The sequence below is a fragment of the Streptomyces sp. NPDC001536 genome (assembly GCF_042894505.1).
GTDB lineage: Bacteria > Actinomycetota > Actinomycetes > Streptomycetales > Streptomycetaceae > Streptomyces.
The window spans coordinates 589361-616050 of sequence record NZ_JBIAVQ010000003.1 but is presented as its reverse complement, the minus strand read 5'-3'; the positions used below and the strand labels follow the sequence as shown (position 1 = coordinate 616050).

The window sequence follows — 26690 nt, the reverse complement described above, 5'->3', positions numbered from 1 at the left end:
GCATTGGGCCCGGGACGGGCGGCTCAGGTCTGGGCCATGTCCACGAAGCGCGAGTAGTGGCCCTGGAAGGCGACCGTGATCGTCGCCGTCGGGCCGTTACGGTGCTTGCCCACGATGATGTCCGCCTCACCGGCGCGCGGCGACTCCTTCTCGTAGGCGTCCTCTCGGTGCAGCAGGATCACCATGTCGGCGTCCTGCTCGATGGAGCCGGACTCACGCAGGTCGGACACCTGAGGCTTCTTGTCCGTGCGCTGCTCGGGACCACGGTTGAGCTGGGAGAGCGCGATCACCGGGACCTCGAGCTCCTTGGCGAGGAGCTTGAGGTTACGGGACATGTCCGAGACCTCCTGCTGACGGCTCTCGGAGCGCTTGCCGGACTGCATCAGCTGCAGATAGTCGATGATCACGAGCTTGATGTCGTTGCGCTGCTTCAGTCGGCGGCACTTCGCGCGGATCTCCATCATCGACAGGTTCGGGGAGTCGTCGATGTAGAGCGGCGCCGCCGAGACCTCGGGCATCCGGCGGGCCAGGCGCGTCCAGTCCTCGTCCGTCATCGTGCCGGAACGCATGTGGTGCAGGGCCACCCGCGCCTCGGCCGACAGCAGACGCATCGCGATCTCGTTGCGCCCCATTTCCAGGGAGAAGATGACGCTCGGCAGGTTGTTCTTGATCGACGCCGCTCGCGCGAAGTCCAGCGCCAGCGTGGACTTACCCATGGCGGGACGGGCCGCGATGACGATCATCTGGCCCGGGTGCAGACCGTTCGTGAGCGAGTCCAGGTCCGTGAACCCGGTCGGCACACCGGTCATCTCGCCGGTGCGGGAGCCGATCGCCTCGATCTCGTCGAGCGCCCCCTCCATGATGTCGCCGAGCGGCAGATAGTCCTCGCTGGTGCGCTGCTCGGTGACCGCGTAGATCTCGGCCTGGGCGCGGTTGACGATCTCGTCGACATCGTCGTCGGCCGCGTATCCCATCTGGGTGATGCGGGTGCCGGCCTCGACCAGACGGCGCAGGACCGCGCGCTCGTGCACGATCTCCGCGTAGTACTCGGCGTTGGCCGCCGTCGGCACCGTCTGGACCAGGGTGTGCAGATACGATGCGCCGCCGACCTTGTTGATCTCGCCGCGCTTGGTGAGTTCGGCCGCGATCGTGATCGGGTCGGCCGGCTCGCCCTTGGCGTAGATGTCGAGGATCGCCTGGAAGATCGTCTCGTGCGCCGGCTTGTAGAAGTCGTGTCCCTTGATGACCTCGACGACGTCGGCGATGGCGTCCTTCGACAGCAGCATGCCGCCGAGGACGGACTGCTCGGCGTCGAGGTCCTGCGGCGGTACGCGTTCGAAGGACGTGCCCCCGCCGTCCCATTCACCGCTCTCCCGGCCGCGATCGTGCTGCTCGTCGCGACCCCGGCCACCCTCGCCGCGACGGCGCGAGGCAGGTAGGCGATCACTGGGACCGCTGTCGGCCCACGGATCGTCCAAGGGCTCGGAAATGCTCACCGAGCCACCTCCTCCCGTCCGCGGAGCGGACCTCGCCGTGCTTCTCTTTTTCTACGGCACGGCACTGACAAATAAGAGGCCCAACTCCGGTTCTGGCGCGTCGGTTTTGTGTTGGTTTCCAGGCCGACAGACGGAGCGGGCGCCGGACCACGGTAGGCCCGACGGCACCGTCAGCCAATCTGGTTATCCACAGGCCATGTGGACGACGGCCCGGATGCTGTGGAGAACTCCGCAAAACCTGTGCACGACACGGTGGACAGGCCTGTGAACAAGCTCGCGCTTCTCGTTCGAGACCGCCTCTGACCTGCACTCTTCCCGTCCACCGGCTGTGCAGAAGAAAAACTTCCCCAGTCGGACCAAGATCACATCGAACGACACGCGGAAGCGCACGCGACAACACGGCGAGTAAGGGTCATTAATACATTGCATCTCTTACCTGTGGACGATTAGATTGGTGCTCATGACACATGCTCCGGCGACCTCGCGCGCCACACGGCGACAGCACGACCGAGAGATCGTCGCCCTGGCCGTCCCGGCCTTCGGCGCACTTGTCGCCGAGCCCCTGTTCGTCATCGCCGACAGCGCGATCGTGGGCCATCTCGGCACCGCGCAACTCGCGGGACTGGGCGTTGCCTCGGCCCTCCTGATGACCGCCGTCAGCGTCTTCGTCTTCCTCGCCTACGCCACCACCGCGGCCGTCGCCCGACGTGTCGGCGCCGACGACCTCCAGGCCGCCATCCGGCAAGGCATGGACGGCATCTGGCTGGCACTCCTGCTCGGCGCCGCCGTCGTCGCCGTCGTCCTGCCCACCGCACCGGCCCTGGTGGAACTCTTCGGCGCCTCGGACACCGCCGCCCCGTACGCGACCACCTATCTGCGGATCTCGTCCCTCGGCATACCGGCCATGCTCGTCGTCCTCGCCGCGACCGGCGTTCTGCGCGGACTACAGGACACGAAGACACCGCTGTACGTCGCCATCGGCGGCTTCGTCGCCAACGCCGCTCTCAACGTGGGCCTTGTCTACGGCGCCGACCTCGGTATCGCCGGCTCCGCCTGGGGCACCGTCATCGCCCAGTTCGGTATGGCCGCCGTCTACCTCGTGGTGGTCGTCCGCGGGGCCCGCGCCCACGGCGCCTCACTGCGCCCCGACGCCGCGGGTATCCGGGCTTCGGCACAGGCCGGCGTCCCCCTGCTCGTCCGCACTCTCTCGCTCCGCGCGATCCTGATGATCGCCACGGCCGTGGCGGCCCGTCTCGGCGATGCCGACATCGCGGCGCACCAGATCATCCTGTCGCTGTGGAGCCTGCTCGCCTTCGCCCTGGACGCCATCGCCATCGCAGGGCAGGCCATCATCGGCCGCTACCTCGGCGCGGGCGACGTCCAAGGCGCCCGCGAGGCCTGCCGCCGCATGGTGCAGTGGGGCATCGCGGTCGGCGTGGTACTCGGCCTCGCCGTCGTGGCGGCCCGTCCCGCATTCCTTCCACTGTTCACGAGCGACTCCGTGGTGAAGGACGCGGCGCTACCCGCCCTTCTCGTGGTGGCGCTCGCCCAACCGATCTGCGGGATCGTCTTCGTCCTGGACGGCGTCCTGATGGGAGCGGGCGACGGACCCTACCTCGCCTGGGCCATGGTCCTCACCCTGGCGGTCTTCACCCCCGTGGCCCTGCTCATCCCCGCACTCGGCGGAGGCCTCACCGCGGTCTGGGGAGCGATGACGCTGATGATGGCCGTGCGCATGCTGACCCTCTGGCTGCGGTCCCGCTCGGGCCGCTGGATCGTCACCGGCGCCACACGTTGAACCGAGGACCGCACCGGACCGTACGCGCGCCACGCTGACTGTTTCACGTGAAACCCTCTGTTTCACGTGAAACACCACCCCGTCCGCCCACACGCAAGAAGGGCCGCACCCGTCGGGTGCGGCCCTTCTCAGCTGCTCAAACCAAGCGCAGCGTCACGCAGCGACGACCTCGATGTTGACCTTGGCGGCCACCTCGGGGTGCAGACGCACGGACGTCTCGTGGGCGCCCAGCGTCTTGATCGGCGAACCGAGCTCGATGCGGCGCTTGTCGACCTCGGGGCCACCGGAAGCCTTGATCGCCGAGGCGATGTCGGCCGGGGTGACGGAACCGAAGAGACGACCGGCGTCGCCGGAGCGAACGGCCAGACGAACCTTGACGGCCTCGAGCTGGCCCTTGACCTGGTTGGCCTGCTCGATGGTCTGGATCTCGTGGATCTTGCGAGCACGACGGATCTGCTCGACGTCCTTCTCGCCACCCTTGGTCCAGCGGATAGCGAACTTCCGCGGGATCAGGTAGTTGCGAGCGTAGCCGTCCTTGACGTCGACGACGTCGCCCGCGGCACCGAGGCCGGAGACCTCGTGGGTGAGGATGATCTTCATTGGTCGGTCACCCTTCCCTTATCGCGCGGTGGAGGTGTAGGGCAGCAGCGCCATCTCACGGCTGTTCTTGACGGCCGTGGCGACGTCACGCTGGTGCTGCGTGCAGTTGCCGGTCACGCGGCGGGCACGGATCTTGCCGCGGTCGGAAATGAACTTCCGCAGCATGTTCGTGTCCTTGTAGTCCACGTACGTGACCTTGTCCTTGCAGAAAGCGCAGACCTTCTTCTTAGGCTTGCGCACAGGCGGCTTCGCCATGGTGTTTCTCCTGTGTGATCAAGAAGTGTGGGTACGACCCACCCTTGGCCCGAAGGCCTAGAAGGGGGGCTCGTCCGAGTAGCCGCCGCCCTGCTGGCCGCCGCCGGAGTTTCCACCCCAGCCGCCGCCACCGCCGCCGCCCTGGTTGCCACCGGCGGGAGTGCCGGTCGCCCAGGGGTCGTCGGCGGGAGCGCCGCCGCCCTGCTGGCCGCCGCCGGAGTTTCCACCCCAGCCGCCGCCGGCCTGGCCGCCGCCACCGCCGCCGTAACCGCCCTGGCCACCACGGCCGGCACCGCCGGCAGTCTTGGTGACCTTGGCCGTGGCACTGCGCAGGCTGGCGCCGACTTCCTCGACGTCCAGCTCGTAGACCGTGCGCTTGACGCCCTCACGGTCCTCGTAGGACCGCTGCTTCAGCCGGCCCTGCACGATGACGCGCATGCCTCGCTGGAGCGACTCCGCGACGTTCTCCGCCGCCTGACGCCAGACCGAGCAGGTCAGGAACAGGCTCTCGCCGTCCTTCCACTCATTGGTCTGCCGGTCGAAGGTGCGGGGGGTGGACGCGACACGGAACTTCGCGACCGCCGCACCGGAGGGGGTGAAGCGCAGCTCGGGGTCGTCGACAAGATTGCCGACGACCGTGATGACGGTCTCGCCTGCCATGGGGAACCTCTCGGCGGGTTTGCTGCTCTGGCTGCTTGGTTGCTGCTACTCGAATCCCGAGATCAGCTGAGCGGGAGGCTCAGTGGGTCTCGGGGCGGAGGACCTTGGTCCGGAGGACCGACTCGTTCAGGTTCATCTGGCGGTCGAGCTCCTTGACGACCGCAGGCTCGGCCTGCAGGTCGATGACCGAGTAGATGCCCTCGGGCTTCTTCTTGATCTCGTACGAGAGACGACGACGGCCCCAGGTGTCGACCTTCTCGACCTTTCCGTTGCCCTCACGGACGACGGAGAGGAAGTTCTCGATCAGGGGGGCGACAGCGCGCTCCTCCAGATCGGGGTCGAGGATGACCATCACCTCGTAGTGACGCATGTGGAACCCACCTCCTTTGGACTCAACGGCCACGGTCGTTCCGTGGCAGGAGGGTTGTAATGCGTACGCAAAGGTATCGGCCGCCACTGACAATCGGGGCTTCCTCGCGGTAGACCCGGTCGTGACATGGGCAGACACCAGTGCAGACGGTACAGAGTACCCGCACCTTGGCTTCCGGTTGAAATCCGGCCGCCAGGACCGACAATCTGTACACATCGGGTGTGTATGGCGCTACGATGCGCCGCCTTTCGCAGGAGGTGCCCTATGGCACAAGCATTGCGACCCAACACCGTCGGAGGCCTGTTCGCCACGGACGGCAAATCCCACCCCCTCCAGGACACCCTGCTCGCGGTGACCCTGGTCCTGGGGATCACGGCGTTCGTCACGTCGATGTTCCACAGCCTGCACCTGCTCAGCTCCTGGACCGGGCTGGTGGGGATCCTCACCGGCGCGTACGGCCAGTGGATCTCGGAGACGACCCGTGAGCGCTTCGGACTGATCCTCGGTCTCGGCGCCGCGGCGATCGGCTTCTTCCTCGGCATGGCGCACGGCGGCCTCTTCGGCGGAGTCATCAGCTGACGCCACGGGCACCGTCCCCTCAACACCACACAAAGCACCGCGGAACGCCTCGGCGGCCCATCGGCCGGGGCGCAGGTTCCGTACGCCCAGTCGGGGCGCTCGCCAGGCGCAGTAGGCTTCGGCGCGAGAGCCGGAGCCCCTGTACCCATGGGGACACACCAGCCCGAGGAGCGCCCCGAATGAGCCTGACCCTGAGGACGATCAGCCGCGAGCAGCATCTGGCGTACATCCAGAGCCTGCCTTCGGCTAGCCACATGCAGGTTCCTGCCTGGGCAGACGTCAAGGCGGAGTGGCGCTCCGAGAGCCTCGGGTGGTTCGACGACAAGACCGGCGAGCTGGTCGGTGCGGGCATGGTCCTCTACCGGCAGCTCCCCAAGATCAAGCGCTACCTCGCCTATCTGCCCGAGGGCCCGGTCATCAACTGGTTCGCGCCGAATCTGACCGACTGGCTGGAACCGATGCTCGCGCACCTCAAGCACCAGGGCGCCTTCTCGGTGAAGATGGGCCCGCCGGTGATCATCCGGCGCTGGGAGGCCACCTCCATCAAGGCCGGCATCCAGAACCCCGATGTGAAGCGGCTGCGCGACATCGAGGCCGACTTCATCGAACCGCGCGCCTTCGAGGTCGCCGACAAGCTCCGTCGGATGGGCTGGCAGCAGGGCGAGGACGGGGGCGCCGGCTTCGGCGACGTCCAGCCCCGCTACGTGTACCAGGTGCCGCTGGCGAACCGGTCCCTGGAAGAGGTCCACAAGAACTTCAACCAGCTGTGGCGCCGCAACATCAAGAAGGCCGAGAAGGCCGGCGTCGAGGTCGTCCAGGGCGGCTACCAGGACCTCGAGGAATGGCAGCGGCTGTACGAGATCACGGCCGTGCGTGACCACTTCCGGCCCCGCCCGCTGTCGTACTTCCAGCGCATGTGGACGGCCCTCAACACCGAGGACCCCAACCGCATGCGGCTGTACTTCGCCCGCCACAACGGCGTGAACCTGTCGGCGGCGACGATGCTGATCGTCGGCGGCCACGTCTGGTACTCCTACGGAGCCTCCGACAACATCGGCCGTGAGGTCCGGCCCTCGAACGCGATGCAGTGGCGGATGCTGCGCGACGCCTACGCGCTCGGCGCGACCGTCTACGACCTGCGCGGCATCTCCGACTCGCTGGACGAGACCGACCACCTCTTCGGCCTGATCCAGTTCAAGGTCGGCACGGGCGGCCAGGCCGCCGAGTACCTCGGCGAGTGGGACTTCCCGCTGAACAAGCTGCTCCACAAGGCGCTCGACATCTACATGTCGCGGCGCTGAACACCGGCTGTTCGCTTCGATAGCGTCGGCACGTTCGTTCGCTTCCATACCTCTGATACACCGCAGCCACGAGAAAGGTTCCGGGTCCGGCCATGGCGCTCACGCTCTACGTCGACACCGCGCGCTGGCGTGCGCACCACAAGCACGTGCAGGACCAGTTCCCGGGTCTCGTCCCGGTCTGCAAGGGCAACGGCTACGGCTTCGGGCACGAGCGGCTGGCGGAGGAGGCCACGCGGCTGGGCTCGGACGTCCTCGCGGTCGGCACGACGTACGAGGCCGCGCGCATCAAGGACTGGTTCGGCGGCGACCTGCTGGTGCTGACGCCGTACCGGCGCGGCGAGGAGCCCGTGCCGCTGCCGGACCGGGTCATCCGCTCGGTGTCGTCGATCGACGGGGTCTACGGCCTCGTGGGCGCCCGCGTGGTCATCGAGGTGATGTCCTCGATGAAGCGTCACGGCATCAGCGAGCAGGACCTGCCGCAGCTGCACTCCGCCATAGAGAACGTCCGCCTGGAGGGCTTCGCCATCCACCTGCCGCTGGACCGCACCGACGGCTCGGACGCCGTCGAGGAGGTCATCGGCTGGATGGACCGGCTGCGCGCGGCGCGTCTGCCGCTGCACACGATGTTCGTCAGCCACCTCAAGGCCGAGGATCTCGCCCGGCTCCAGCAGCAGTTCCCGCAGACCCGCTTCCGCGCCCGGATCGGCACGCGGCTGTGGCTGGGGGACCACGACGCCACCGAGTACCGCGGAGCGGTCCTGGACGTCACGCGCGTGGCCAAGGGCGACCGGTTCGGCTACCGGCAGCAGAAGGCGGCCTCGGACGGCTTCCTGGTCGTCGTGGCGGGCGGCACGTCGCACGGGGTGGGCCTGGAGGCTCCCAAGGCGCTGCACGGCGTCATGCCGCGCGCCAAGGGCGTGGCCCGCGCCGGCCTCGCCACGGTCAACCGGAACCTTTCTCCGTTCGTCTGGGGCGGCAAGCAGCGCTGGTTCGCGGAGCCGCCGCACATGCAGGTGTCTATCCTGTTCGTCCCCTCCGACGCCCCGGAGCCGAAGGTCGGCGAGGAGCTGGTGGCCCATCTGCGGCACACCACCACGCAGTTCGACCGCATCGTCGACCGCTGAGCGGCGTAGGGACGACTGAAGAGCCGTACACAGACAGCCGAAAGGCCGTACACGGACCTCCCGTGTACGGCCTTTTACGTGGGTCGGCTACGCCTTGTTCGCTCAGAGCGAACGGTCTGGGGAAGCGGCCGGATCGCCCCACTCCACCTGCGGCCCCCCGAAGTGGGCGGCGTGGCGCGGGGGATGGGCAGCGGGACCGAGGACGAACACGTCCTCCGCGCCGTCGAGGACACCGCCTGACGGATCGTCGTCACCGGCCCGGCGCACCACGTCCCGCTCCGGCATCCAGATGTCCCGCACGACCACGGCACACAGGTACAGCGTCCCGAACAGATGCAGTCCGATGGCCCAGTGATAGCCGTCCTGGGGCAGGCCCTTGTGGGCGTCCCCGCTGGTCGTGTACGCGAGGTACATCCAGATCCCCAGGAAGTACGCCACCTCGCAGGCCTGCCAGATCAGGAAGTCCCGCCACTTGGGCCGCGCCAGTACCGCGAGGGGGATCAGCCACAGGACGTACTGCGGCGAGTAGACCTTGTTGGTGAGGATGAACGCCGCGACGATCAGGAAGGCCAGCTGGGCGAAGCGCGGCCGGCGTGGGGCGGTCAGGGTCAGCGCCGCGATGCCGACGCAGGACAACAGCACCAGCAGCGTGGCGAGCGTGTTGACCGTGTCGGTGCTCAGCGGGTCGGTCGAGTTCTGGGCCAGGATCAGCCAGAAGGACCCGAAGTCGACGCCCCGTTCCTGGCTGAACTCGTAGAACTTCGACCAGCCGTCCCAGGCGAGGAGCATCACCGGAAGGTTCACGACCAGCCAGGAGACGGCGGCACCTCCCAGTGCCTTTCCGAAGTCCCGCCACTTGCCCGCGCGCCAGCACAGCACAAACAGCGGGCCGAGAAGGAAGACAGGGTAGAGCTTGGCGGCCGTGGCGAGGCCCAGGAGGACGCCGAAGGCGAGTGAGCGGCCCCGCGACCACATCAGCATCGCCGCGGCCGTCAGTGCGACCGCCAGCAGGTCCCAGTTGATGGTGGCGGTCAGCGCGAAGGCGGGCGCCAGAGCGACCAGCAGACCGTCCCAGGGCCGCCGGGCGTGCGTACGGGTCACGCATACGGCGATGACGGCGGCGCACGCCATCAGCATCCCGGCGTTGACCATCCAGTACCACTGTTCCTGGTCCTGGATGCTGCCGCTGCCGGGCGTGAGCCAGGAGGCGACCTCCATGAACACACCGGTCAGCACCGGGTATTCGAGGTACTCCATGTCGCCGTTGAGCTTGTCGAAGTACGGCACGAGACCGTCGGCGAAGCCGCGCCCCGCGTAGAGGTGCGGGATGTCCGAGTAGCACGCGTGCGTGTACTGCGAGCTGGCGCCGAAGAACCAGCCGCCGTTGTAGCAGGGCGCCTTCTGGACCAGGCCGAGGGCGAACATCCCGATCGCCACGAGCGCGATGATGCGCACGGGAGTCCACCAGGACGTCCCTAGCAGCGCACGCCGCCCGATGGGACCACCGATCAGCTCGCTGCCGTTCGCGGCGATCTCGTCGTCCTTGGTCGGCCGCACCGGGTCCGGCTCGTGCACGCTCGCTTGCGTCGATTCTGCGCTGGGCATGGGGCACATCCTGCCGTACGTCTCTGGGAATACGCCGAGGGCCGCCGCACCTGGTGGGTGCGACGGCCCATGTTTCACGTGAAACACCCTCGGCGGGCGATATGGCGGCTAACCGCTCGATCCTCCGAAGATGCCACCATTGCCGTTGCCTCTGGTGGTGTCTGTCTCCGTGGCTGTCGGTGTGGAGGTCGTTCCTCCATCCGTAGTGCCGCCGGAGTTCGCCCCTCCGCTGTCCTCACATTGGAAGCCGAAACAGGTCTCCGTCGCCGAGGGCGAGGGAGCGGTGAGGGTCGGGCTCGGCGTCGGGGTCGGCGTGGCGCTCGGCGTCGGGGTCGGCGTCGCGGTGACGGTCGGGGTCGGGGAGGGAGCGCCTTCCTCGTCCTGGACCTCGCCGATCTTCTCGGCGTCCGGGAAACCGGGGTCGCTGGCGTTCTTCAGAGCGGCCTTCATGTACTCGGTCCAGATCGACGTGGGGATGTCACCACCGTGGATGGAATCCTCACCGGCCGTGCCGTTCATGGAGAGCAGCCTGCTGTTCTTGGGGTCCTCTCGGAACATCGCGATGGACGTCGACAGCTGCTGGGTGTATCCGACGAACCAGGCCGACTTGTTGCTGTCGGTGGTACCGGTCTTACCGGCCGCCGTACGGCCCAGAGCCTTTGCGTTCTGACCCGTACCGTTCTCGATCACGTTCTCGAGAGTGTCCGTGACGTTGTTCGCCACGTTCTCGGGCATGGCCAGCTTGACCTTCGGCTTGTCGAAGCCCGACAGCGGCTGTCCGTCCTTCTTGACCTCGGTCACGGAGTACGGGTCCGCGTGCTTGCCGGACGCCGCGAACGTCGCGTAGGCGTCAGCCATGCGGATCGCACTGGGGGTCGATGTACCCAGGGCGAACGACGCGTTGAGCGTCTCGAAGCTCTGATCCAGGATGCCGGACGCCTTGGCCACGTCCCGCACCTTGCTCATCCCCACGTCCATGCCGAGTTGCACGAACGGCGTGTTGACCGATTGCTCCATCGCCTTGCGGAGGCTGATGTAGCCCCAGGGGTAGTCGCTCTCGTTCTCCTGGTAGAAGACCGAGTTGTCCTTCTTCAGGACATAGGTGCCGTCGTTGTTTCTGACCTTCAAATGGTCGTTGCCGTTGTACTTGCTCAGTGGCGAGACACCGACATCCGGATCCTTGTAGGTGCCGTACTGCATGGCCGCCGCGAGCACGAACGGCTTCCACGTCGAACCGACCGGCACACCCGAGGTGTCCGCGTTGTTGTTGAAGTGGTCGTTCTCGTACCCCGCACCGCCGTACAGCGCGACGATCGCACCGTCCTTGGGCCTGACCGACGCCGCACCGAACTGGACGTGCTTGTCCAGTTCACGCTTCTCCGGGTCGATCTTCTCCTTCTCGATCTTCTTCACGGCCTTGGTCAGGGCATCGACCTTGTCCTTCTCGAAGGTCGTGTAGATCTGATAGCCGCCCTTGTCGAACTCGGTCCGCGAGATGCCCGAGTGGGCCAGCACGTACTTCTTGGCCGTGTCGACCAAGTAGCTGATCTGGCCCGTCATACCCTTGGTCGCCTTGAGCCCCTGAGGCGTGGGGTACTTCTTGATGGCCGTCTGGTACTCGGCGTCCGTCAGATGCTTGTCGTTGTGCATCTGCTCGAGGATCCAGCTCCAGCGGTACTTGGAGCGCTCGGTGTTCTTCGCCTTGGTCGCCGCGGGGTCGTAGCTCGTGTTGTCCACAGGGTCGTAGTACGTCGGGCCCTTGAGCAGCGCGGCCAGGAAGGCGCACTGGCTCGGCGACAGCTCTTCCGCGTCCACCCCGTAGTAGGTCTGCGCGGCGGCCTGGATGCCGTACGCGTCACGGCCGTAGTAGGAGGTGTTCAGGTAGCCCTGGAGGATCTCGTCCTTGGTGAGCTTCGTGCCCACCTTTATGGAGATGAACATCTCCTTGAACTTCCGGGAGACGGTCTGCTCCTGGCTCAGGTAGGTGTTCTTCACGTACTGCTGGGTGATCGTCGAGCCACCCTGTGTGTCACCGCCCCGCGCCATGTTGGCCAGTGCTCGGGCGATACCCATGGGGTCGACGCCGGAGTCGGAGTAGAAGCTCTTGTTCTCCGCCGAGATCACGGCCCACTGCATGGCCTTGGGAATCTTGTCGATCGTGACGTTCTGCCGGTTCGCGCCGGCTCCCGTCGCGACCATCTGGGAGCCGTCCTCCCAGTAGTAGACGTTGTTCTCCGACTTGGCCGCGGCGTTCTCGCTGGGGATGCCGACCATGGCGTATCCGATACCCGCGATCGCCACCAGACCGCCGAAGAACGCCAGGCACAGTCCGGAGACGAGCTTCCAGGACGGCATCCAGCGCTGCCAGCCGTACTTGCCGGCGCGCGGATAGTCGATGAACCGGTTCTTGCTGGAGGCGGCGGCTCGGCCCCGTCCAGGACCGGTCGGGCCCCCCGGGCCCCCGCGTCGGGCGCCACGGCCGGCGGGTTCGGGCGCTCTGCGTCGGCTGCCCCCGCCTCTCTGGGCCGCGCGGCGGGCGTCGGCGCGGCCGCCGTACGGCCGCTCCTCGCCTCCCGACCCGTAGGAACCCGACCCGTACGAGTCGGAAGGAGACTCGGTGGCGCCTCGCGGTGCCGCACGGCGGCCGGAGGACGAGCCGGACTGGCCGCGTCGGGCCGCGGCACGTCCGCCTCCCTGCGGCTGCGGCGGTTTGCGACGGTGCTCGCTCATCGAACGACTACTCCTCGGGCAGGCGCACCTTTGCGCGCCTGGAAACGGCGGCTGGTTTCCGGTCCCCCCGAAGTACGGATGTGGTCGCTTTCGCATTCACCCGTACTGCACCGAGGACGACGACGCCCCCAGGCGTCACTCGGTTCCCGGTGGTGTGCATGCCGCACAGACTACGCACCGTCAAAACCCGCCTAGCCCCGAAGTTCACCCCAAATCAGGCAACTTGCCTCGGATGAATAAGTGATGTGATCCCGTTCACCGTCTCCCCACTTGTCGCATCCGGATGGTCGTTCTATCGTCGTGATGTATCGAGTCGATACATCAGAGCGAGATAAGCGAGTCAGGGACGAGGAGGCGAGAGGATGAGCCGACGCTCAGGGATCCTCGAGTTCGCCGTACTCGGCCTGCTCCGCGAGTCCCCGATGCACGGCTATGAGCTGCGCAAACGACTCAATACGTCACTGGGTGTGTTCCGTGCGTTCAGCTACGGCACGCTCTACCCCTGTCTCAAGACGCTGGTCGCCAACGGCTGGTTGATCGAAGAGCCGGGGAACGCTCCTGAAGACGCTCTCGCCGCATCACTCGCGGGACGTCGCGCCAAGATCGTCTATCGGTTGACGGCGGAAGGTAAGGAGCACTTCGAGGACCTGCTCTCGCAGACCGGCCCCGACGCGTACGAGGACGAGCACTTCGCCGCGCGTTTCGCCTTCTTCGGCCAGACGTCACGCGACGTACGCGTACGCGTGCTGGAAGGCCGCCGCAGCCGGTTGGAGGACCGGCTGGACAAGATGCGCGTCTCCTTCGCGCGCACTCGGGAGCGCCTCGACGACTACACGCTTGAGCTCCAGCGCCACGGAATGGAGTCCGTGGAGCGCGAAGTGCGCTGGCTGAACGAGCTCATCGAGAGCGAGCGGGCCGGACGGGACCTCAAGGGGTCCGCCTCCGGGGGGCCCGCTCAGTCCTCTCAGCAGAACAACACATCTGGAGCGCCGGGCAACCTGCCACGGGCCGGGGACACTCCCCGGACCGATACGCCCGACGACACCACCACGTGAGCGCTCAGTCAGGGCCTCACTCATACACACAGGGAGCAACCGGAATGGGTTCGGTCCGCGTAGCCATCGTTGGCGTGGGCAACTGCGCCGCGTCGCTGGTCCAGGGAGTCGAGTACTACAAGGACGCCGACCCGGCGACCAAGGTCCCCGGCCTCATGCACGTCCAGTTCGGCGACTACCACGTCGGTGACGTCGAGTTCGTCGCCGCCTTCGACGTCGACGCGAAGAAGGTCGGCCTCGACCTCTCGGACGCCATCGGTGCCAGCGAGAACAACACCATCAAGATCTGCGACGTCCCGAACAAGGGCGTCACGGTCCAGCGCGGCCACACCCACGACGGTCTCGGCAAGTACTACCGCGAGACCATCGAGGAGTCCGCCGAGGCCCCGGTCGACGTCGTCCAGGTCCTCAAGGACAAGCAGGTCGACGTTCTCGTCTGCTACCTGCCCGTCGGTTCCGAGGACGCGGCGAAGTTCTACGCCCAGTGCGCCATCGACGCCAAGGTCGCCTTCGTCAACGCCCTTCCGGTCTTCATCGCCGGCACCAAGGAGTGGGCGGACAAGTTCACCGAGGCGGGCGTCCCGATCGTCGGTGACGACATCAAGTCGCAGGTCGGCGCCACCATCACGCACCGTGTGATGGCGAAGCTGTTCGAGGACCGCGGTGTCCGTCTTGAGCGCACCATGCAGCTCAACGTCGGCGGCAACATGGACTTCAAGAACATGCTGGAGCGCGACCGCCTCGAGTCCAAGAAGATCTCGAAGACGCAGGCCGTCACCTCGCAGATCCCCGACCGCGACCTGGGCGAGAAGAACGTCCACATCGGTCCCTCGGACTACGTGGCCTGGCTCGACGACCGCAAGTGGGCCTACGTCCGCCTCGAGGGCCGCGCCTTCGGCGACGTCCCGCTGAACCTGGAGTACAAGCTCGAGGTCTGGGACTCCCCGAACTCCGCTGGTGTCATCATCGACGCCCTGCGCGCCGCGAAGATCGCCAAGGACCGCGGCATCGGTGGCCCGATCCTGTCGGCGTCCTCGTACTTCATGAAGTCCCCGCCGGTCCAGTACTTCGACGACGAGGCCTTCGCCAACGTCGAGAAGTTCATCAAGGGTGAAGTCGAGCGCTAAAGGCGCCGAGGCTCACTGAAAATCGCTCCTGCCAGGGCTGTGTCGAGGGTCCCCGGGTTGTACCGCCCGGGGACCCTGTCCTTATGTGAGGCTGTGCGCCATGGCCGTCGTACGTGACCTGCGGGTCCTGCTGCGCTTCCAGGGCTTCAGGCGCCTGCTCGCCGTACGTCTGCTCTCCCAGGGCGCCGACGGCGTCTACCAGGTCGCACTCGCCGCCTACGTCGTCTTCTCCCCGGAGAAACAGACCTCGGCCACCGCCATCGCCTCCGCCATGGCCGTCCTGTTGCTCCCCTACTCCCTGGTGGGCCCCTTCGCCGGCGTCCTGCTGGACCGCTGGCGCCGCCGCCAGGTCTTCCTCTACGGCAACCTGGTGCGCGCCCTGATGGCCGCGGTGACCGCCGTCCTGATGGTCAGCCACGTGCCGGACTGGCTCTTCTACGTCTCCGCGCTGTGCGTCACCGCCGTCAACCGCTTCGTCCTGTCGGGCCTGTCCGCCGCCCTGCCGCGGGTCGTCGACTCCGAGCGCCTCGTCATCGCCAACTCCCTCTCCCCGACCGCCGGAACGCTCGCCGCGACGGCCGGAGGCGGTCTGGCCTTCGTCGTACGTCTGGTGTTCGCGGACTCCGACGCGGCGGTGGTGCTGCTGGGCGCCGCGCTCTACCTGTGCGCTGCGCTGGCCTCACTGCGCATGTCACGGGAACTTCTGGGCCCCGACCAGGAGTTGGTCCAGCCCGGCCTCTCGGCCGCCCTCTCCGGCACCGCGCACGATCTGGCGGCCGGCGTACGCCACCTCGCCTCCCCACCGCGCCGACAGGCCGCCCGAGCGCTCGCCACGATGACGCTCATGCGGTTCTGCTACGGCGCCCTGCTGGTCATGCTGCTGATGCTCTGCCGGTACGAGTTCTCCTCGACCACCGATGACGGACTCGCCCTGTTGGGGCTGGCGTTGGGCATCTCCGGCGCGGGCTTCTTCGTGGCGGCCGTAGTGACGCCCTGGGCGGCGGGACAGCTCGGTCCCGGCCGCTGGATCGCCGTGTGCGCAGCGTCCGCCGCGATCCTGGAACCGGCTCTCGGCCTCCCGTTCGCCGTCGCGCCCATGCTCGCCGCGGCGTTCGTCCTGGGCCTGACCACCCAGGGCGCGAAGATCGCGACGGACACCATCGTGCAGTCCTCGGTCGACGACGGCTTCCGGGGCCGGATCTTCTCCGTCTACGACGTGCTGTTCAACATCGCGTTCGTCGGCGCGGCCGCCGTGGCCGCCCTGATGCTGCCGCCGGATGGGCGGTCTGCGGTGCTGGTGGTCACAGTGGCCGTTATCTACGGGGCAATTGCGGTGGCTATGGCCCGCTTTGAACGCCAGTAAGTGTCACATCAATGACACAGAGTCCCCCTGGATTGCAGGAGTGTCAGTGGGGCCCGGTAACTTACGTGCGTCTTACTCGCTCCTTATGCGTGCCACACGCCCATGTTCTAGGGGGACACCCAAGTGACTACTCCGCCGCCCCAGGGCCAGAACCCGTACGCCCAGGGCCAGCAGCCCCAGGCCCCGTACCCGCCCCAGGGCGGCAACCCCTTCGCCCAGGGCCAGGGCGTTCCCCCGCAGGGCACCGTCCCTTACGCGCCGGTTCCGCCGGAGCAGCCTCGCCGCAAGCTCAGCTTCAAGACGATCAAGAACATCGTCATCGTCCTGGCTGTCGCCGGTATCGCCATCGGCGGTTACATATCGAGCCGCGACGACGCCAACACGGCGGCGGTGGGCGACTGCATGCACCGCGGCAGCACCAACGACAACGACCCGGACCTCGAGGTCGTCGACTGCACCTCCTCGAAGGCTGAGTTCACGGTGCTGGCCAAGATCGAGGGCACGTTCAGCGGAAGCCTCGCCGAGACGAAGTGCGCCGCAGAGGCCAAGGACTTCCAGTACGTCTACACCGAGACCGGCGACGGCAGTAACTTCCTGCTCTGCCTGAAGGACAAGTAGTAGGTCCTGACGTACGGCAGACGCCAAGAGGGGCGATGTTTCACGTGAAACATCGCCCCTCGGCGTATCCCGGGTTCATGTTTCACGTGAAACATGAACCCATTTCTCTGCCTCAGCCCTGCTCGGCCCACCACTCCTTGAGTGCCTTCGCCGCAGCGTCCTCACCCATCGGTCCATTCTCCAAGCGCAGTTCCAGCATGTGCTTGTACGCGCGGCCAACGGCCGGGCCGGGACCCACGCCCAGGATCTCCATGATCTGGTTGCCGTCCAGGTCCGGGCGGATCGCGTCGAGTTCCTCCTGCTCCTGGAGTTGGGCGATGCGCTCCTCCAGGCCGTCGTACGCACGGGACAGCGCGGCCGCCTTGCGCTTGTTGCGCGTGGTGCAGTCGGACCGGGTCAGCTTGTGGAGGCGGTCAAGAAGAGGACCGGCGTCACGGACGTAGCGGCGGACCGCGGAGTCCGTCCACTCGCCCATGCCGTACCCGTGGAAACGCAGGTGGAGTTCGACCAGCCGCGAGACGTCCTTCACCAACTCGTTGGAGTACTTCAACGCCGTCATGCGCTTCTTGGTCATCTTCGCGCCGACCACCTCGTGGTGGTGGAACGAGACCCGGCCGTCCTGCTCGAAGCGGCGCGTACGCGGCTTGCCGATGTCGTGCAGCAAGGCGGACAGACGCAGGACCAGGTCGGGACCGTTCTCCTCCAGCGCGATCGCCTGCTCAAGGACGATCAGCGTGTGCTCGTAGACATCCTTGTGCCGGTGGTGCTCGTCGCTCTCCAGACGCAGGGCCGGCAGCTCGGGCAGCACATGCTCGGCGAGTCCGGTGTCGACCAGCAGGGTCAGCCCCTTGCGCGGGTGCGTGGAGAGGATGAGCTTGTTCAGCTCGTCCCGTACCCGTTCGGCCGAGACGATCTCGATCCGTCCGGACATGTCCTTCATCGCGGCGACAACCTCGGGAGCCACCTCGAAGTCGAGCTGCGCGGCGAAGCGCGCGGCCCGCATCATCCGCAGCGGGTCGTCCGAGAAGGAAGCCTCAGGAGTGCCGGGCGTACGCAGCACACGCGCCGCGAGGTCGTCGAGCCCGCCGTGCGGATCGATGAACTCCTTCTCCGGAAGCGCGACGGCCATCGCGTTCACGGTGAAGTCACGCCGGACGAGGTCCTCCTCGATGGAGTCGCCGTACGACACCTCGGGCTTGCGCGAGGTCCGGTCGTACGCCTCCGACCGATACGTCGTGACCTCGATCTGGTAGCCGTCCTTCTGTGCCCCGACCGTGCCGAAGGCGATTCCGACGTCCCACACGGAGTCCGCCCACGGGCGCACGATCTTCAGTACGTCCTCGGGGCGGGCGTCGGTCGTGAAGTCCAGGTCATTGCCGAGCCGGCCGAGCAACGCGTCCCTGACCGAGCCGCCGACCAGGGCGAGTGAGAACCCGGCCTCCTGGAATCGGCGGGCGAGATCGTCGGCGACAGGAGCGACCCGCAGCAGTTCACTCACCGCGCGGAGCTGCACCTGGCTCAGGGCACTGGGGGTGTCTTCGTTGGCGTTCGGCACAACAGAAGAGGGTACGTGGCCCGGGCGACGCCGGGCGCCTCCATTAAATCTGCACAGCCGGCGGTGTGAGCCTCACCCCTCGGACGTGCGGAATCGCTCCCCTTTATACGCACACATACGGGACGCCCCGGACCCTTCCCCCGATCTTGTGGACCAGTCCGCGGCACTTCCCCACAGCGCGCATCGTTACCATGCGTGGACGCACATTCCGACGACCACTGACGACGACGAGGGACGGGCGAGCGCGTGGCCGAGGCGGCAGACTTCCAGGGGATGAGTCCCTCACCTGCCCGCCGGTGGCTGCGGCGCACCGGAGCCCTGCTCGCCGGGGCGCCTCTGCTGGCCGGCCTCCTCCAGCTGCCCGCGGCCACGCCCGCGGCGGCGGCGTCCGGCTCGAGCACGGTGGCCGTCGCTCTCGACACGCTCACCCCCAGCGCCCCCACGGACGGCGACACGCTCACCGTGTCCGGCACCGTGACCAACAACGGCAAGCAGGCGGTCACCGACGCCCAGGTGGACCTCCGCGTGGGACCCGAGCTCAGCACCCGCTCGGCGATCGACACCGTCGCCAAGCGCACCGACTTCCAGCCGGGGCTCGACGGAACGGTCGTCGGCGGCAAGTACGCCAAGAAGTTCACCAAGCTCGCCCCGGGCGTCGCACAGGCCTTCAGCATCTCCGTGCCGGTCGACGAGCTGGACCTGGGCGCTGACGGCGTCTACCAGCTCGGCGTCTCCCTGACCGGTGAGACGTCCGCACAGCAGTGGCAGCAGGTGCTCGGCATCCAGCGGACGTTCCTGCCCTGGCAGCCCGAGGGCGCCGACACGACGACGAAGACGACGGTCCTGTGGCCGCTCGTCTCCACCGTCCACATGACGGCGGAGACGGGGTCCAACGAACAGCAGACGCCGGTCTTCCTCAACGACGACCTCGCCAAGGAGCTCTCCCCGGGCGGCCGCCTGGAGCAGATGCTGTCGCTGGGCAAGGAGCTGGACGTCACCTGGGTGATCGACCCGGACCTGCTGGCCTCCGTCGACGCGATGACACGTACCTACCGCGTCGAGTCGGGCAGCGGCTCCGTGGCGGGCACGCACCAACAGGCCGCCAGGGACTGGCTGGCCGAGTTGCAGGAGGCGGTGGCGGACAAGGAGGTCGTCGCCCTCCCCTTCTCCGACCCGGACCTGGCCTCGCTGGCCCACAACGGCACGACGGTCACCGGTTCGCTGAGCCACCTCAAGGAGGCCACCGACGCCGCCGCAACGACGGTGCAGACGGTGCTCCACGTCACGCCGAGCACCGACTACGCCTGGCCCGTCGAAGGTGCCGTCGACCCGTCGATCGTCAAGGTCGCCACCTCCGCCGGCGCCGACAAGGTGATCGCGCGCAGCGACAGCCTCCAGGAGACCGGCGGGCTGCCGTACACGCCCTCCGCGGCCCGCCCCATCGGAGGCGGTACGACCGCGGTGGTCGCGGACGCGCGGCTGTCCACGGCTTTCGAGGGCGATCTGACGAAGGCCTCCGCCGCGACGCTCGCCGTCCAGAAGTTCCTCGCGTCGAGCCTGGCGCTCAACGCCCAGACCGACAAGCAGCGCAGCATCGTCGTCGCCCCGCAGCGCATGGCGACGGCGAGCCAGGCCCGGGCGATGGCCGAGGCGGTCGCAGCCCTCCAGGACGGGAACTGGTCCCAGGCCCAGGGCCTCACGTCGGCGGCCGCAGCGAAGCCGGACACGAGTGCCACCACCAAGGTGCCGTCGGCGTCCGCCTACCCGTCCGCGCTACGCAAGCAGGAACTGCCGAAGGGGGCCTTCGAGCAGATCGCGACCACGCAGGACAAGCTCGACAGGTTCAAGGTCATCCTCACCGACGAGTCCCGGGTCGTGACCCCCTTCGGGCGAGCCATGAACCGTGAGATGTCCACGTCGTGGCGAGGCCGCGCCGCCGAGGCGAACCGCTATCGCGACGGTGTGGAGTGGTACCTCAACTCCCTCACCGAACAGGTCAAGCTGATCGACAAGTCCGAGACCAAGCTCTCCGGACGCAGCGCCACGATCCCCGTGACCGTGCAGAACAACCTGGTGCAGGGCGTCGATCACCTGGTGCTGCGGCTCACCTCGACGAGCCCGACCCGCCTCAAGATCGGCGACGGCGAGTACCAGGAGCAGCGGGTCACGGTCTCCGGCGGGCACAGCCAGTCGGTGAAGTTCACCACCTCCGCCCAGGCCAACGGCCAGGCGACGGTGACCGCCCAGCTGTTCACGGAGGACGGCCAGGCGTACGGCGACCCCGTTCAGTTCGACGTGAAGGTCACCGAGTTCACAGCCACGGTGATGCTGGTCATCGGCGGCGGTTTCCTCCTGCTGGTCCTCGCCGGCTTCCGGATGTACACGCAGCGCAAGCGCGCAGCCGCCCGCGAGGCCGCGGAGGAGGACCCCCACGAGTCCGGTGAGACCGTGGACACCACGGAGAACCCCGCGGACTCCGAGGACCGCCTCCAGAAGGAGTCCGGTCCCCTGCGCGGGGCAGACGACCCGGAGCAGCCGAGTGACCCTGCGCCGGACACCGCAGCGGAAAGCGCCGACCCGTCCGGCACGGGTGAGAGAGTGGACCGTTGAGGATGTCGTGGCCGCCGGTGGGCCCGGGACGATGAGGTGGGGTAACCATGAACGCGCCGTACGACGGTGACCGCGGCCAGGCCGCGGGCAGCTCGGGCTACCCGGACGGCCCGCCGCCCGAGCACGGCCAGGTGCCGCCGCAGCCCCCCGCGGACATGTACCTCCAGGACGCCTACGAGCAGGACCCCTACCGGGCGCAGGACCTCTCCGCCCAGGACCCGGTCGCCGAGGCGCTCTACGATCGCGCCGCGCACCCTCCGCCGCCCCCGGGCACCTACCAGCCGCAGCAGCCGCTGTACGCCCAGCCTCAGCAGTCCCCGTACGCGCCCGACCCGCACGTGTGGGCCCAGACGCCGGCGCCCGAGCCGGACGGGCCGACCCAGTACCTGCCCTACGGCGACGATCCCCGCACGACCCAGTACGTCGGCGTCGACGACCTCGTCACGCACTCCGCCGAGGAGCGCCACGAGCCGGACGCCTTCGCCCACCTCTTCCGCGACCAGCAGCAGGGCGGTGGCCAACCCCCGTACCAGCCCCCGTCGGTCCCCGGCCCCTCCCCGGCACCGGTCCCGGGCGCCGAGCCCCCCATGCCGCCCTCCGCGGACAGGACCATGAACCTGGGCACCGCCCCCGTACCGCCTCCGGCCGCACCGGCTCCGGCGAAGAAGGGCAAGGCCGGCGGCCTGCTGAAGTCCAGCGCGGTGATGGCGGCGGGCACGATGGTGTCCCGGCTCACCGGGTTCGTGCGTTCCGCGATGATTGTGTCGGTACTGGGCCTCGGCCTCCTCGGCGACTCCTTCCAGGTCGCCTACCAGCTGCCGACGATGATCTACATCCTGACCGTCGGCGGCGGTCTCAACTCCGTCTTCGTGCCGCAGTTGGTGCGTGCCATGAAGGACGACGAGGACGGAGGCGAGGCATACGCCAACCGGCTGCTGACACTCGTCATGGTGGTGCTCGCCGCGCTCACCGCACTCGCGATGTTCGCCGCGCCGCTCCTGGTCCGTGTTCTGTCGAACTCGGTCGCGGGCAACCCCGCGGCCAACGAGGTCGCGGTCACCTTCACCCGCTACTTCCTGCCGTCGATCTTCTTCATGGGCATCCATGTGGTGATGGGGCAGATCCTCAACGCCCGCGGCAAGTTCGGCGCGATGATGTGGACCCCGGTCCTCAACAACGTCGTCATCATCGTGACGCTCGGCACGTTCCTCTGGGTGTACGGCACCGCGGAGCGCTCCGGCATGGCGGTCACCAACATCCCGCCGGAGGGCCAGCGTCTGCTCGGCGTCGGCATCCTGCTCGGCATGGTGGTCCAGGCGCTGTCGATGATCCCGTACCTGCGGGAGACCGGCTTCCGGATGCGGCTGCGCTTCGACTGGAAGGGACACGGCCTCGGCAAGGCCGCCATGCTCGCCAAGTGGACGATCCTGTTCGTCCTGGCCAACCAGGCGGGCGCCCTCGTCGTCACCCAGCTCTCCACCACCTCCGGCATCGACTCCGGCGTGAAGGGCACGGGTTTCGCCGCCTACGCCAACGCCCAACTGATCTGGGGCCTCCCGCAGGCCATCATCACCGTGTCCCTCATGGCCGCCCTGTTGCCCCGCATCTCGCGCTCGGCCGCGGAGAACGACACCGGCGCGGTCCGCGACGACATCTCCCAAGGTCTGCGGACCACGGCCGTCGCGATCGTGCCCATCGCCTTCGGCTTCGTCTCCCTCGGCATCCCGATGTGCACCCTGATCTTCGGCGCCTCGGGGGCCGACCAGGCCACGAACATGGGCTTCATGCTGATGGCCTTCGGTCTCGGCCTGATCCCGTTCTCCGTGCAGTACGTCGTCCTGCGCGCTTTCTACGCCTACGAGGACACCCGGACGCCGTTCTACAACACGGTCATCGTGGCGGCCGTCAACGCCGCCGCGTCCGCCGTCTGCTACTTCGTGATCCCGGCCCGCTGGGCCGTGGTCGGCATGGCGGCCTCGTACGGCCTCGCCTACGCCGTCGGCGTCGGCGTCGCCTGGAGCCGCCTGCGCAAGCGGCTCGGCGGGGACCTGGACGGCGCTCGCGTGATGCGGACGTACGCCAGACTGTGCATCGCCTCGGTACCGGCGGCAGTCCTCAGCGGCGCGGTCTGCTACGGCATCAGCCACACCCTCGGGCAGGGCGTCATCGGCTCGTTCGCCGCCCTGATCGTCGGCGGGGCCGTGCTGCTCGGGATCTTCTTCGTGGCCGCTCGCAAGATGCGCATCGAAGAGATGAACTCCCTGGTCGGCATGGTGCGCGGACGGCTGGGGCGCTGATAAACGGGTACGCGCACAACCATCGTCCGCCACCGTGTGTCGTGCATAGCGGCGGACTGTGGGCACAATTGGGTTCGGCGTCGGACGGCGCGCACGGAAGTCGGTCGGCGCGCAACGAATGGGGAGGCAGGGACGACGGTGGCGGAACGGAGCACGGCTGCCGTCGACGTGGCAGACAACAGTGGCGATGAGCCGCTGACCGCACAGGCGGACCAGTCCACGGCCGACGGGGTGGCCCAGAACCGGGAGCGGGACACGGACAACAACGAGGCACAGGGGAGTGGCGGGACAGAAAGTCCCGGGAAAGCCTCACCGCCCGAACTGCACAGCGGCCACAAGCTCGCCAGACGCTACCGGCTCGAAGAGTGCGTCACCCGTCTGGACGGCTTCAGCAGCTGGCGTGCGGTCGACGAGAAACTCCGCCGCGCGGTCGGCGTCCACATCCTGCCCGCGGACCACTCACGGGCTCGTTCCGTCCTGGCCGCGGCCCGTTCGTCCGCGCTGCTCGGTGACCCTCGCTTCGTCCAGGTCCTGGACGCCGTCGAGGAGAACGACCTCGTCTACGTCGTCCACGAGTGGCTGCCCGACGCCACCGAACTGACCACGCTCCTGGCCCCCGGGCCGCTGGAACCGCACGACGCCTACCAGATGGTCAGTCAGATCGCGGCCGCCATGGCAGCCGCCCACCGCGAGGGCCTCGCGCATCTGCGCCTGAACCCGAACGCGGTACTGCGCACTTCGAGCGGCCAGTGGCGCATCCGCGGCCTCGCCGTGAACGCCGCGCTGCGCGGCATCACTTCCGACACCCCGCAGCGCACCGACACGGAGGCGATCGGCGCCCTGCTGTACGCCGGGCTCACCCAGCGCTGGCCGTACGAGAGCGACGCCTACGGTCTGTCCGGGCTGCCCAAGGACGTCGGTCTGATCGCCCCGGACCAGGTGCGGGCCGGCGTGCACCGCGGTCTGTCCGAGCTGTCGATGCGCGCCCTCGTCAACGACGGCGCCACCGCCTCCCGCCACGAGTCCGCGTGCACCACGCCCGAGGAACTGGTCAAGGCGATCGGCGAGATGCCTCGCATCCGCCCCCCGGAGCCGGCGTTCACCGCGCCGCCCGAGTACCAGCGCACCACGTACCAGCAGGGCACGTACGGCCGCCCCGCGCCGCACCCGGGTGCCACGCAGGTGCTCGCGACTCCTCCGCCCCCGTTGCAGAGCCGCACCGGCAGGGCCCTCAAGTGGGCCGTGTCGGCGCTTCTCATCGCCGCGCTGGGCCTCGGCAGCTGGCAGCTCGCGGACGCCCTCATGGACCAGGGCAACAAGTCCGACGACACCAACCAGACGCAGACGACGGACGACAACGACAAGGGCAGCGACAAAACGAAGCCGGCCAAGCCGCTCGGCATCGAGGGCGCCCAGGAGTACGTGGCCGAGGGCGACGCCCAGCACCCCGGCGACGTGGGTCTCACGTACGACGGCAGTGCGACGACGGGATGGCGGACCAACAGCTACAACGACGGTCCGGAGATAGTGATCAAGCCTGGCGTCGGGATCGTCTACGACCTCGGTTCCACCCAGGAGGTGTCGGCCGCGACGCTCTCCCTCCGGTACGGCGGCAATCACACGACCGTCAAGCTGTACGCGACCGACACACCGGACTCGTCCACACCGCTCAGCTCGATGAAGGAACTGGGCAAGGTCACGACGAGCGGCACCTCCGCGAGGATCACCGTCGACAAGCCGGTGAAGAGCCGCTATGTGCTCGTCTGGCTGACCGCGATGCCGTACTCCGGCGCGGATTCCGCCAACTACAGCCAGGCCGGCTACAAGCAGGCCATCACCAACGTGAAGTTCACCGGCTGACAACTCACCGCATCCCAGGGGAGGGGGTCCGATGGCAGATGGCACCGCATACGGCGACGCAAGCGATCAGGACCTCCTCGCCTGGCATGTGGACGGCGATCCCGACGCCTTCGGCGAACTCGTAAGGCGTCACCGTGATCGCCTGTGGGCGGTGGCCCTGCGGACGCTCGGAGACCGCGAGGAGGCCGCTGACGCCGTCCAGGACGCCTTGGTCTCCGCTTACCGGGCCGCCCACACGTTCCGCGGCCAATCGGCCGTCACGACGTGGCTGCACCGCATCACGGTGAACGCCTGTCTCGACCGCGCCCGCAAGGCGGCCTCCCGCAAGACGTCCCCAGTCGACGACACCGAACGCCTGGAACAGCTCCTGGAGCCGCACGAGTCGGCCTCGGCCCCGGCGGAGCGCAATGATCTGCACCGCCAGCTCCTGGAAGCCCTCGGCACGCTTCCCCCCGACCAACGGGCAGCCCTCGTCCTGGTGGACATGCAGGGATACCCGGTCGCCGAAGCGGCCCGCATGCTCGACGTCCCCACCGGCACGGTGAAGAGCCGCTGCGCCCGCGGCAGAGCCAGACTCCTTCCCCTCCTCACTCATCTGCGGCCGGAAAACACCGGTGACAGCAGAGAAGCGGGCGGGGGACGGAACCGGATGCAGGGGACATCCGTCCCACCCGCAGCGGAACCTCATGACACAGGTCCCCGCGAGACAGGTCCAGGCGATTCAGCTGCTGTGAAGGGCGGAGGTGGGCGAGCGTGACATCGACAGACACGGCCGGGCACCCGGACGTCGCGGAGATCTCCGACCTCACCGAAGGCCTTCTCCCCCCGTCCCGGACCACGGACGTACGGCGGCATCTGGACGAATGCGAGCTCTGCGCAGACGTCCACGCGTCCCTGGAGGAGATCCGGGGTCTGCTTGGCACACTGCCGGGTCCCCCGCGCATGCCCGACGACGTCGCGAGCCGTATCGACGCCGCACTGGCCGCCGAGGCTCTGCTCAACGCCACGGCCCCCGACACCGCGGATGCCCCCGCGCTCACCGAGGCGCATGTTTCACGTGAAACATCGGTGCCAGTGGACCGTCCCGCCGGCCGCCCCCGCAGCTCCACCACAGGCCCGGGCCGCAAAGGCCGCTCCCGTGACGGGCGCCGCAGGATCGCCGTTCTCGGCACGGTGTTCACGGTCGCCGCTCTGGGGCTCGGTTCGGTGCTGTTGTCGTCCTTCAACGACGGCAAGCCGTCCGACCCGACCACGCAGGCCGACGTTTTCTCCGGGAAGAAGATCGAGAGCGAGGTCTCCGCACTTCTGGGACAGACCTCCGGGGCGGTCTCCCGCAACCCGGACAGTTTCGGTGTGAACACCGCCCCCGACAACGAGCTCAAGAACAAGATCCTCCCTCAGGTGCCTGCCTGCGTCCTTCAGGGCATCGGTCGCGAGGCCGACGCCCTGGCCGCCAAGAAGGGCACGTACGAGGGCGACCCGGCGTATCTCGTGGTGATGCCCGACGCCAAGGACACCAGCCGCGTCGACGCCTACGTGGTCGACGCCGCCTGCGAAACGGATTCCTCGTCCTCGGCGAAGGTTCTGCTGACGCACTCCTACACACGATCCTCAGGCTGACACTTCACGCGGTCCACGGGCTGACGCTTCGTCTCCGTCCAGCGTGGTATCCCGTACCGTGTCGCCT

At 68.0% G+C, this 26690-nt stretch carries 21 protein-coding genes; 13 read left to right on the top strand and 8 right to left on the bottom strand.

Translation table 11 applies throughout. The features are described 5' to 3' along the window. Nucleotides 1-23 precede the first annotated feature (23 nt). Nucleotides 24-1496: a replicative DNA helicase gene (gene dnaB / locus ACFY0U_RS11755; RefSeq protein WP_171142166.1), complete on the bottom strand. Its 1473-nt coding sequence runs from the start codon at nt 1494-1496 to the stop codon at nt 24-26. A 460-nt stretch (nt 1497-1956) separates the two neighbouring features. Here dnaB and ACFY0U_RS11750 point away from each other — a divergent pair, with 460 nt between their 5' ends. Then, the gene (locus ACFY0U_RS11750; protein WP_388633786.1) at nt 1957-3294 is read left to right on the top strand and encodes an MATE family efflux transporter; all 1338 of its coding nucleotides are present in this window, start codon (nt 1957-1959) and stop codon (nt 3292-3294) included. 153 nt (nt 3295-3447) lie between these two features. Here ACFY0U_RS11750 and rplI read toward each other — a convergent pair whose 3' ends face one another. From rplI to rpsF, 4 genes are all read right to left on the bottom strand, one after another. Next, the gene (rplI, locus tag ACFY0U_RS11745) at nt 3448-3894 is read right to left on the bottom strand and encodes a 50S ribosomal protein L9 (RefSeq protein ID WP_046256488.1); all 447 of its coding nucleotides are present in this window, start codon (nt 3892-3894) and stop codon (nt 3448-3450) included. A gap of 18 nt (nt 3895-3912) precedes the next feature. After that, nucleotides 3913-4149 carry a 30S ribosomal protein S18 gene (gene rpsR / locus ACFY0U_RS11740; protein WP_003949403.1) on the bottom strand — a complete coding sequence of 79 codons (237 nt, stop codon included), beginning with the start codon at nt 4147-4149 and terminating at the stop codon, nt 3913-3915. Between the two features lie 57 nt (nt 4150-4206). After that, entirely contained in the window at nt 4207-4809 is a 603-nt protein-coding gene (locus ACFY0U_RS11735) for a single-stranded DNA-binding protein (RefSeq protein ID WP_388633782.1), read from the bottom strand. 79 nt (nt 4810-4888) lie between these two features. Further along, nucleotides 4889-5179 carry a 30S ribosomal protein S6 gene (rpsF, locus tag ACFY0U_RS11730; protein ID WP_005482942.1) on the bottom strand — a complete coding sequence of 97 codons (291 nt, stop codon included), beginning with the start codon at nt 5177-5179 and terminating at the stop codon, nt 4889-4891. 264 nt (nt 5180-5443) lie between these two features. Between rpsF and ACFY0U_RS11725 the strand changes: the two genes are divergently transcribed. The 3 genes from ACFY0U_RS11725 to ACFY0U_RS11715 all read left to right on the top strand — a co-directional run bounded on the left by ACFY0U_RS11725 (nt 5444) and on the right by ACFY0U_RS11715 (nt 8183). Next, nucleotides 5444-5758 carry a hypothetical protein gene (locus ACFY0U_RS11725; protein WP_388633779.1) on the top strand — a complete coding sequence of 105 codons (315 nt, stop codon included), beginning with the start codon at nt 5444-5446 and terminating at the stop codon, nt 5756-5758. Between the two features lie 179 nt (nt 5759-5937). Continuing rightward, complete coding sequence (gene femX, locus ACFY0U_RS11720) at nt 5938-7059, top strand: peptidoglycan bridge formation glycyltransferase FemX (RefSeq protein ID WP_171142170.1); 1122 nt, start codon at nt 5938-5940, stop codon at nt 7057-7059. Between the two features lie 92 nt (nt 7060-7151). After that, nucleotides 7152-8183 (top strand): alanine racemase, encoded by a 1032-nt coding sequence (locus ACFY0U_RS11715; RefSeq protein ID WP_388633776.1) that lies wholly within the window; start codon nt 7152-7154, stop codon nt 8181-8183. A gap of 102 nt (nt 8184-8285) precedes the next feature. Here the strand turns inward: ACFY0U_RS11715 and ACFY0U_RS11710 are convergent, their stop codons facing one another. Continuing rightward, nucleotides 8286-9788: a glycosyltransferase family 87 protein gene (locus ACFY0U_RS11710; protein ID WP_388633774.1), complete on the bottom strand. Its 1503-nt coding sequence runs from the start codon at nt 9786-9788 to the stop codon at nt 8286-8288. 108 nt (nt 9789-9896) lie between these two features. After that, complete coding sequence (locus ACFY0U_RS11705; RefSeq protein WP_388634321.1) at nt 9897-12143, bottom strand: transglycosylase domain-containing protein; 2247 nt, start codon at nt 12141-12143, stop codon at nt 9897-9899. A 737-nt stretch (nt 12144-12880) separates the two neighbouring features. Here ACFY0U_RS11705 and ACFY0U_RS11700 point away from each other — a divergent pair. The 4 genes from ACFY0U_RS11700 to ACFY0U_RS11685 all read left to right on the top strand — a co-directional run bounded on the left by ACFY0U_RS11700 (nt 12881) and on the right by ACFY0U_RS11685 (nt 16681). Then, on the top strand, nt 12881-13573 hold the full coding sequence (locus tag ACFY0U_RS11700) for a PadR family transcriptional regulator (protein WP_388633771.1): 693 nt from the start codon (nt 12881-12883) through the stop codon (nt 13571-13573). 44 nt (nt 13574-13617) lie between these two features. Beyond that, nucleotides 13618-14700: an inositol-3-phosphate synthase gene (locus ACFY0U_RS11695; RefSeq protein ID WP_388633768.1), complete on the top strand. Its 1083-nt coding sequence runs from the start codon at nt 13618-13620 to the stop codon at nt 14698-14700. 100 nt (nt 14701-14800) lie between these two features. After that, nucleotides 14801-16063 (top strand): MFS transporter, encoded by a 1263-nt coding sequence (locus ACFY0U_RS11690; protein WP_388633765.1) that lies wholly within the window; start codon nt 14801-14803, stop codon nt 16061-16063. Between the two features lie 123 nt (nt 16064-16186). After that, complete coding sequence (locus tag ACFY0U_RS11685) at nt 16187-16681, top strand: hypothetical protein (RefSeq protein WP_388633763.1); 495 nt, start codon at nt 16187-16189, stop codon at nt 16679-16681. Nucleotides 16682-16793: 112 nt separating this feature from the next. On the opposite strand, the gene ACFY0U_RS11680 is transcribed toward ACFY0U_RS11685, so the two are convergent. After that, nucleotides 16794-18236: a CCA tRNA nucleotidyltransferase gene (locus ACFY0U_RS11680; protein WP_388633760.1), complete on the bottom strand. Its 1443-nt coding sequence runs from the start codon at nt 18234-18236 to the stop codon at nt 16794-16796. 246 nt (nt 18237-18482) lie between these two features. Here ACFY0U_RS11680 and ACFY0U_RS11675 point away from each other — a divergent pair, with 246 nt between their 5' ends. The 5 genes from ACFY0U_RS11675 (at nt 18483) to ACFY0U_RS11655 (ending at nt 26623) form a co-directional block, all read left to right on the top strand. Then, nucleotides 18483-20846, top strand: coding sequence for a DUF6049 family protein (locus ACFY0U_RS11675; RefSeq protein ID WP_388633757.1), 2364 nt, complete (start codon nt 18483-18485; stop codon nt 20844-20846). Between the two features lie 47 nt (nt 20847-20893). Continuing rightward, entirely contained in the window at nt 20894-23143 is a 2250-nt protein-coding gene (gene murJ, locus ACFY0U_RS11670) for a murein biosynthesis integral membrane protein MurJ (protein ID WP_388633754.1), read from the top strand. A gap of 138 nt (nt 23144-23281) precedes the next feature. Next, nucleotides 23282-25003, top strand: a complete 1722-nt coding sequence (locus ACFY0U_RS11665) for a discoidin domain-containing protein (protein WP_388633751.1) — start codon at nt 23282-23284, stop codon at nt 25001-25003. Between the two features lie 31 nt (nt 25004-25034). After that, nucleotides 25035-25760: an RNA polymerase sigma factor SigM gene (gene sigM, locus ACFY0U_RS11660; RefSeq protein WP_388633748.1), complete on the top strand. Its 726-nt coding sequence runs from the start codon at nt 25035-25037 to the stop codon at nt 25758-25760. After that, nucleotides 25757-26623, top strand: coding sequence for an anti-sigma factor family protein (locus ACFY0U_RS11655; protein ID WP_388633746.1), 867 nt, complete (start codon nt 25757-25759; stop codon nt 26621-26623). The genes sigM and ACFY0U_RS11655 overlap by 4 nt, the downstream gene beginning before the upstream one ends. Nucleotides 26624-26690: the final 67 nt, after the last annotated feature.

What these genes read in the sequence shown, in the direction of transcription:
- ACFY0U_RS11705 (WP_388634321.1), bottom strand. Translation starts at nt 12,143, where the DNA reads ATGCCGTCCTGGAAGCTCGTCTCCGGACTGTGCCTGGCGTTCTTCGGC.
- ACFY0U_RS11715 (WP_388633776.1), top strand. Translation starts at nt 7,152, where the DNA reads ATGGCGCTCACGCTCTACGTCGACACCGCGCGCTGGCGTGCGCACCAC.
- ACFY0U_RS11690 (WP_388633765.1), top strand. Translation starts at nt 14,801, where the DNA reads ATGGCCGTCGTACGTGACCTGCGGGTCCTGCTGCGCTTCCAGGGCTTC.
- ACFY0U_RS11695 (WP_388633768.1), top strand. Translation starts at nt 13,618, where the DNA reads ATGGGTTCGGTCCGCGTAGCCATCGTTGGCGTGGGCAACTGCGCCGCG.
- ACFY0U_RS11725 (WP_388633779.1), top strand. Translation starts at nt 5,444, where the DNA reads ATGGCACAAGCATTGCGACCCAACACCGTCGGAGGCCTGTTCGCCACG.
- rplI (WP_046256488.1), bottom strand. Translation starts at nt 3,894, where the DNA reads ATGAAGATCATCCTCACCCACGAGGTCTCCGGCCTCGGTGCCGCGGGC.
- rpsF (WP_005482942.1), bottom strand. Translation starts at nt 5,179, where the DNA reads ATGCGTCACTACGAGGTGATGGTCATCCTCGACCCCGATCTGGAGGAG.
- murJ (WP_388633754.1), top strand. Translation starts at nt 20,894, where the DNA reads ATGAACGCGCCGTACGACGGTGACCGCGGCCAGGCCGCGGGCAGCTCG.
- ACFY0U_RS11750 (WP_388633786.1), top strand. Translation starts at nt 1,957, where the DNA reads ATGACACATGCTCCGGCGACCTCGCGCGCCACACGGCGACAGCACGAC.
- rpsR (WP_003949403.1), bottom strand. Translation starts at nt 4,149, where the DNA reads ATGGCGAAGCCGCCTGTGCGCAAGCCTAAGAAGAAGGTCTGCGCTTTC.
- ACFY0U_RS11735 (WP_388633782.1), bottom strand. Translation starts at nt 4,809, where the DNA reads ATGGCAGGCGAGACCGTCATCACGGTCGTCGGCAATCTTGTCGACGAC.
- ACFY0U_RS11710 (WP_388633774.1), bottom strand. Translation starts at nt 9,788, where the DNA reads ATGCCCAGCGCAGAATCGACGCAAGCGAGCGTGCACGAGCCGGACCCG.
- ACFY0U_RS11700 (WP_388633771.1), top strand. Translation starts at nt 12,881, where the DNA reads ATGAGCCGACGCTCAGGGATCCTCGAGTTCGCCGTACTCGGCCTGCTC.
- sigM (WP_388633748.1), top strand. Translation starts at nt 25,035, where the DNA reads ATGGCAGATGGCACCGCATACGGCGACGCAAGCGATCAGGACCTCCTC.
- femX (WP_171142170.1), top strand. Translation starts at nt 5,938, where the DNA reads ATGAGCCTGACCCTGAGGACGATCAGCCGCGAGCAGCATCTGGCGTAC.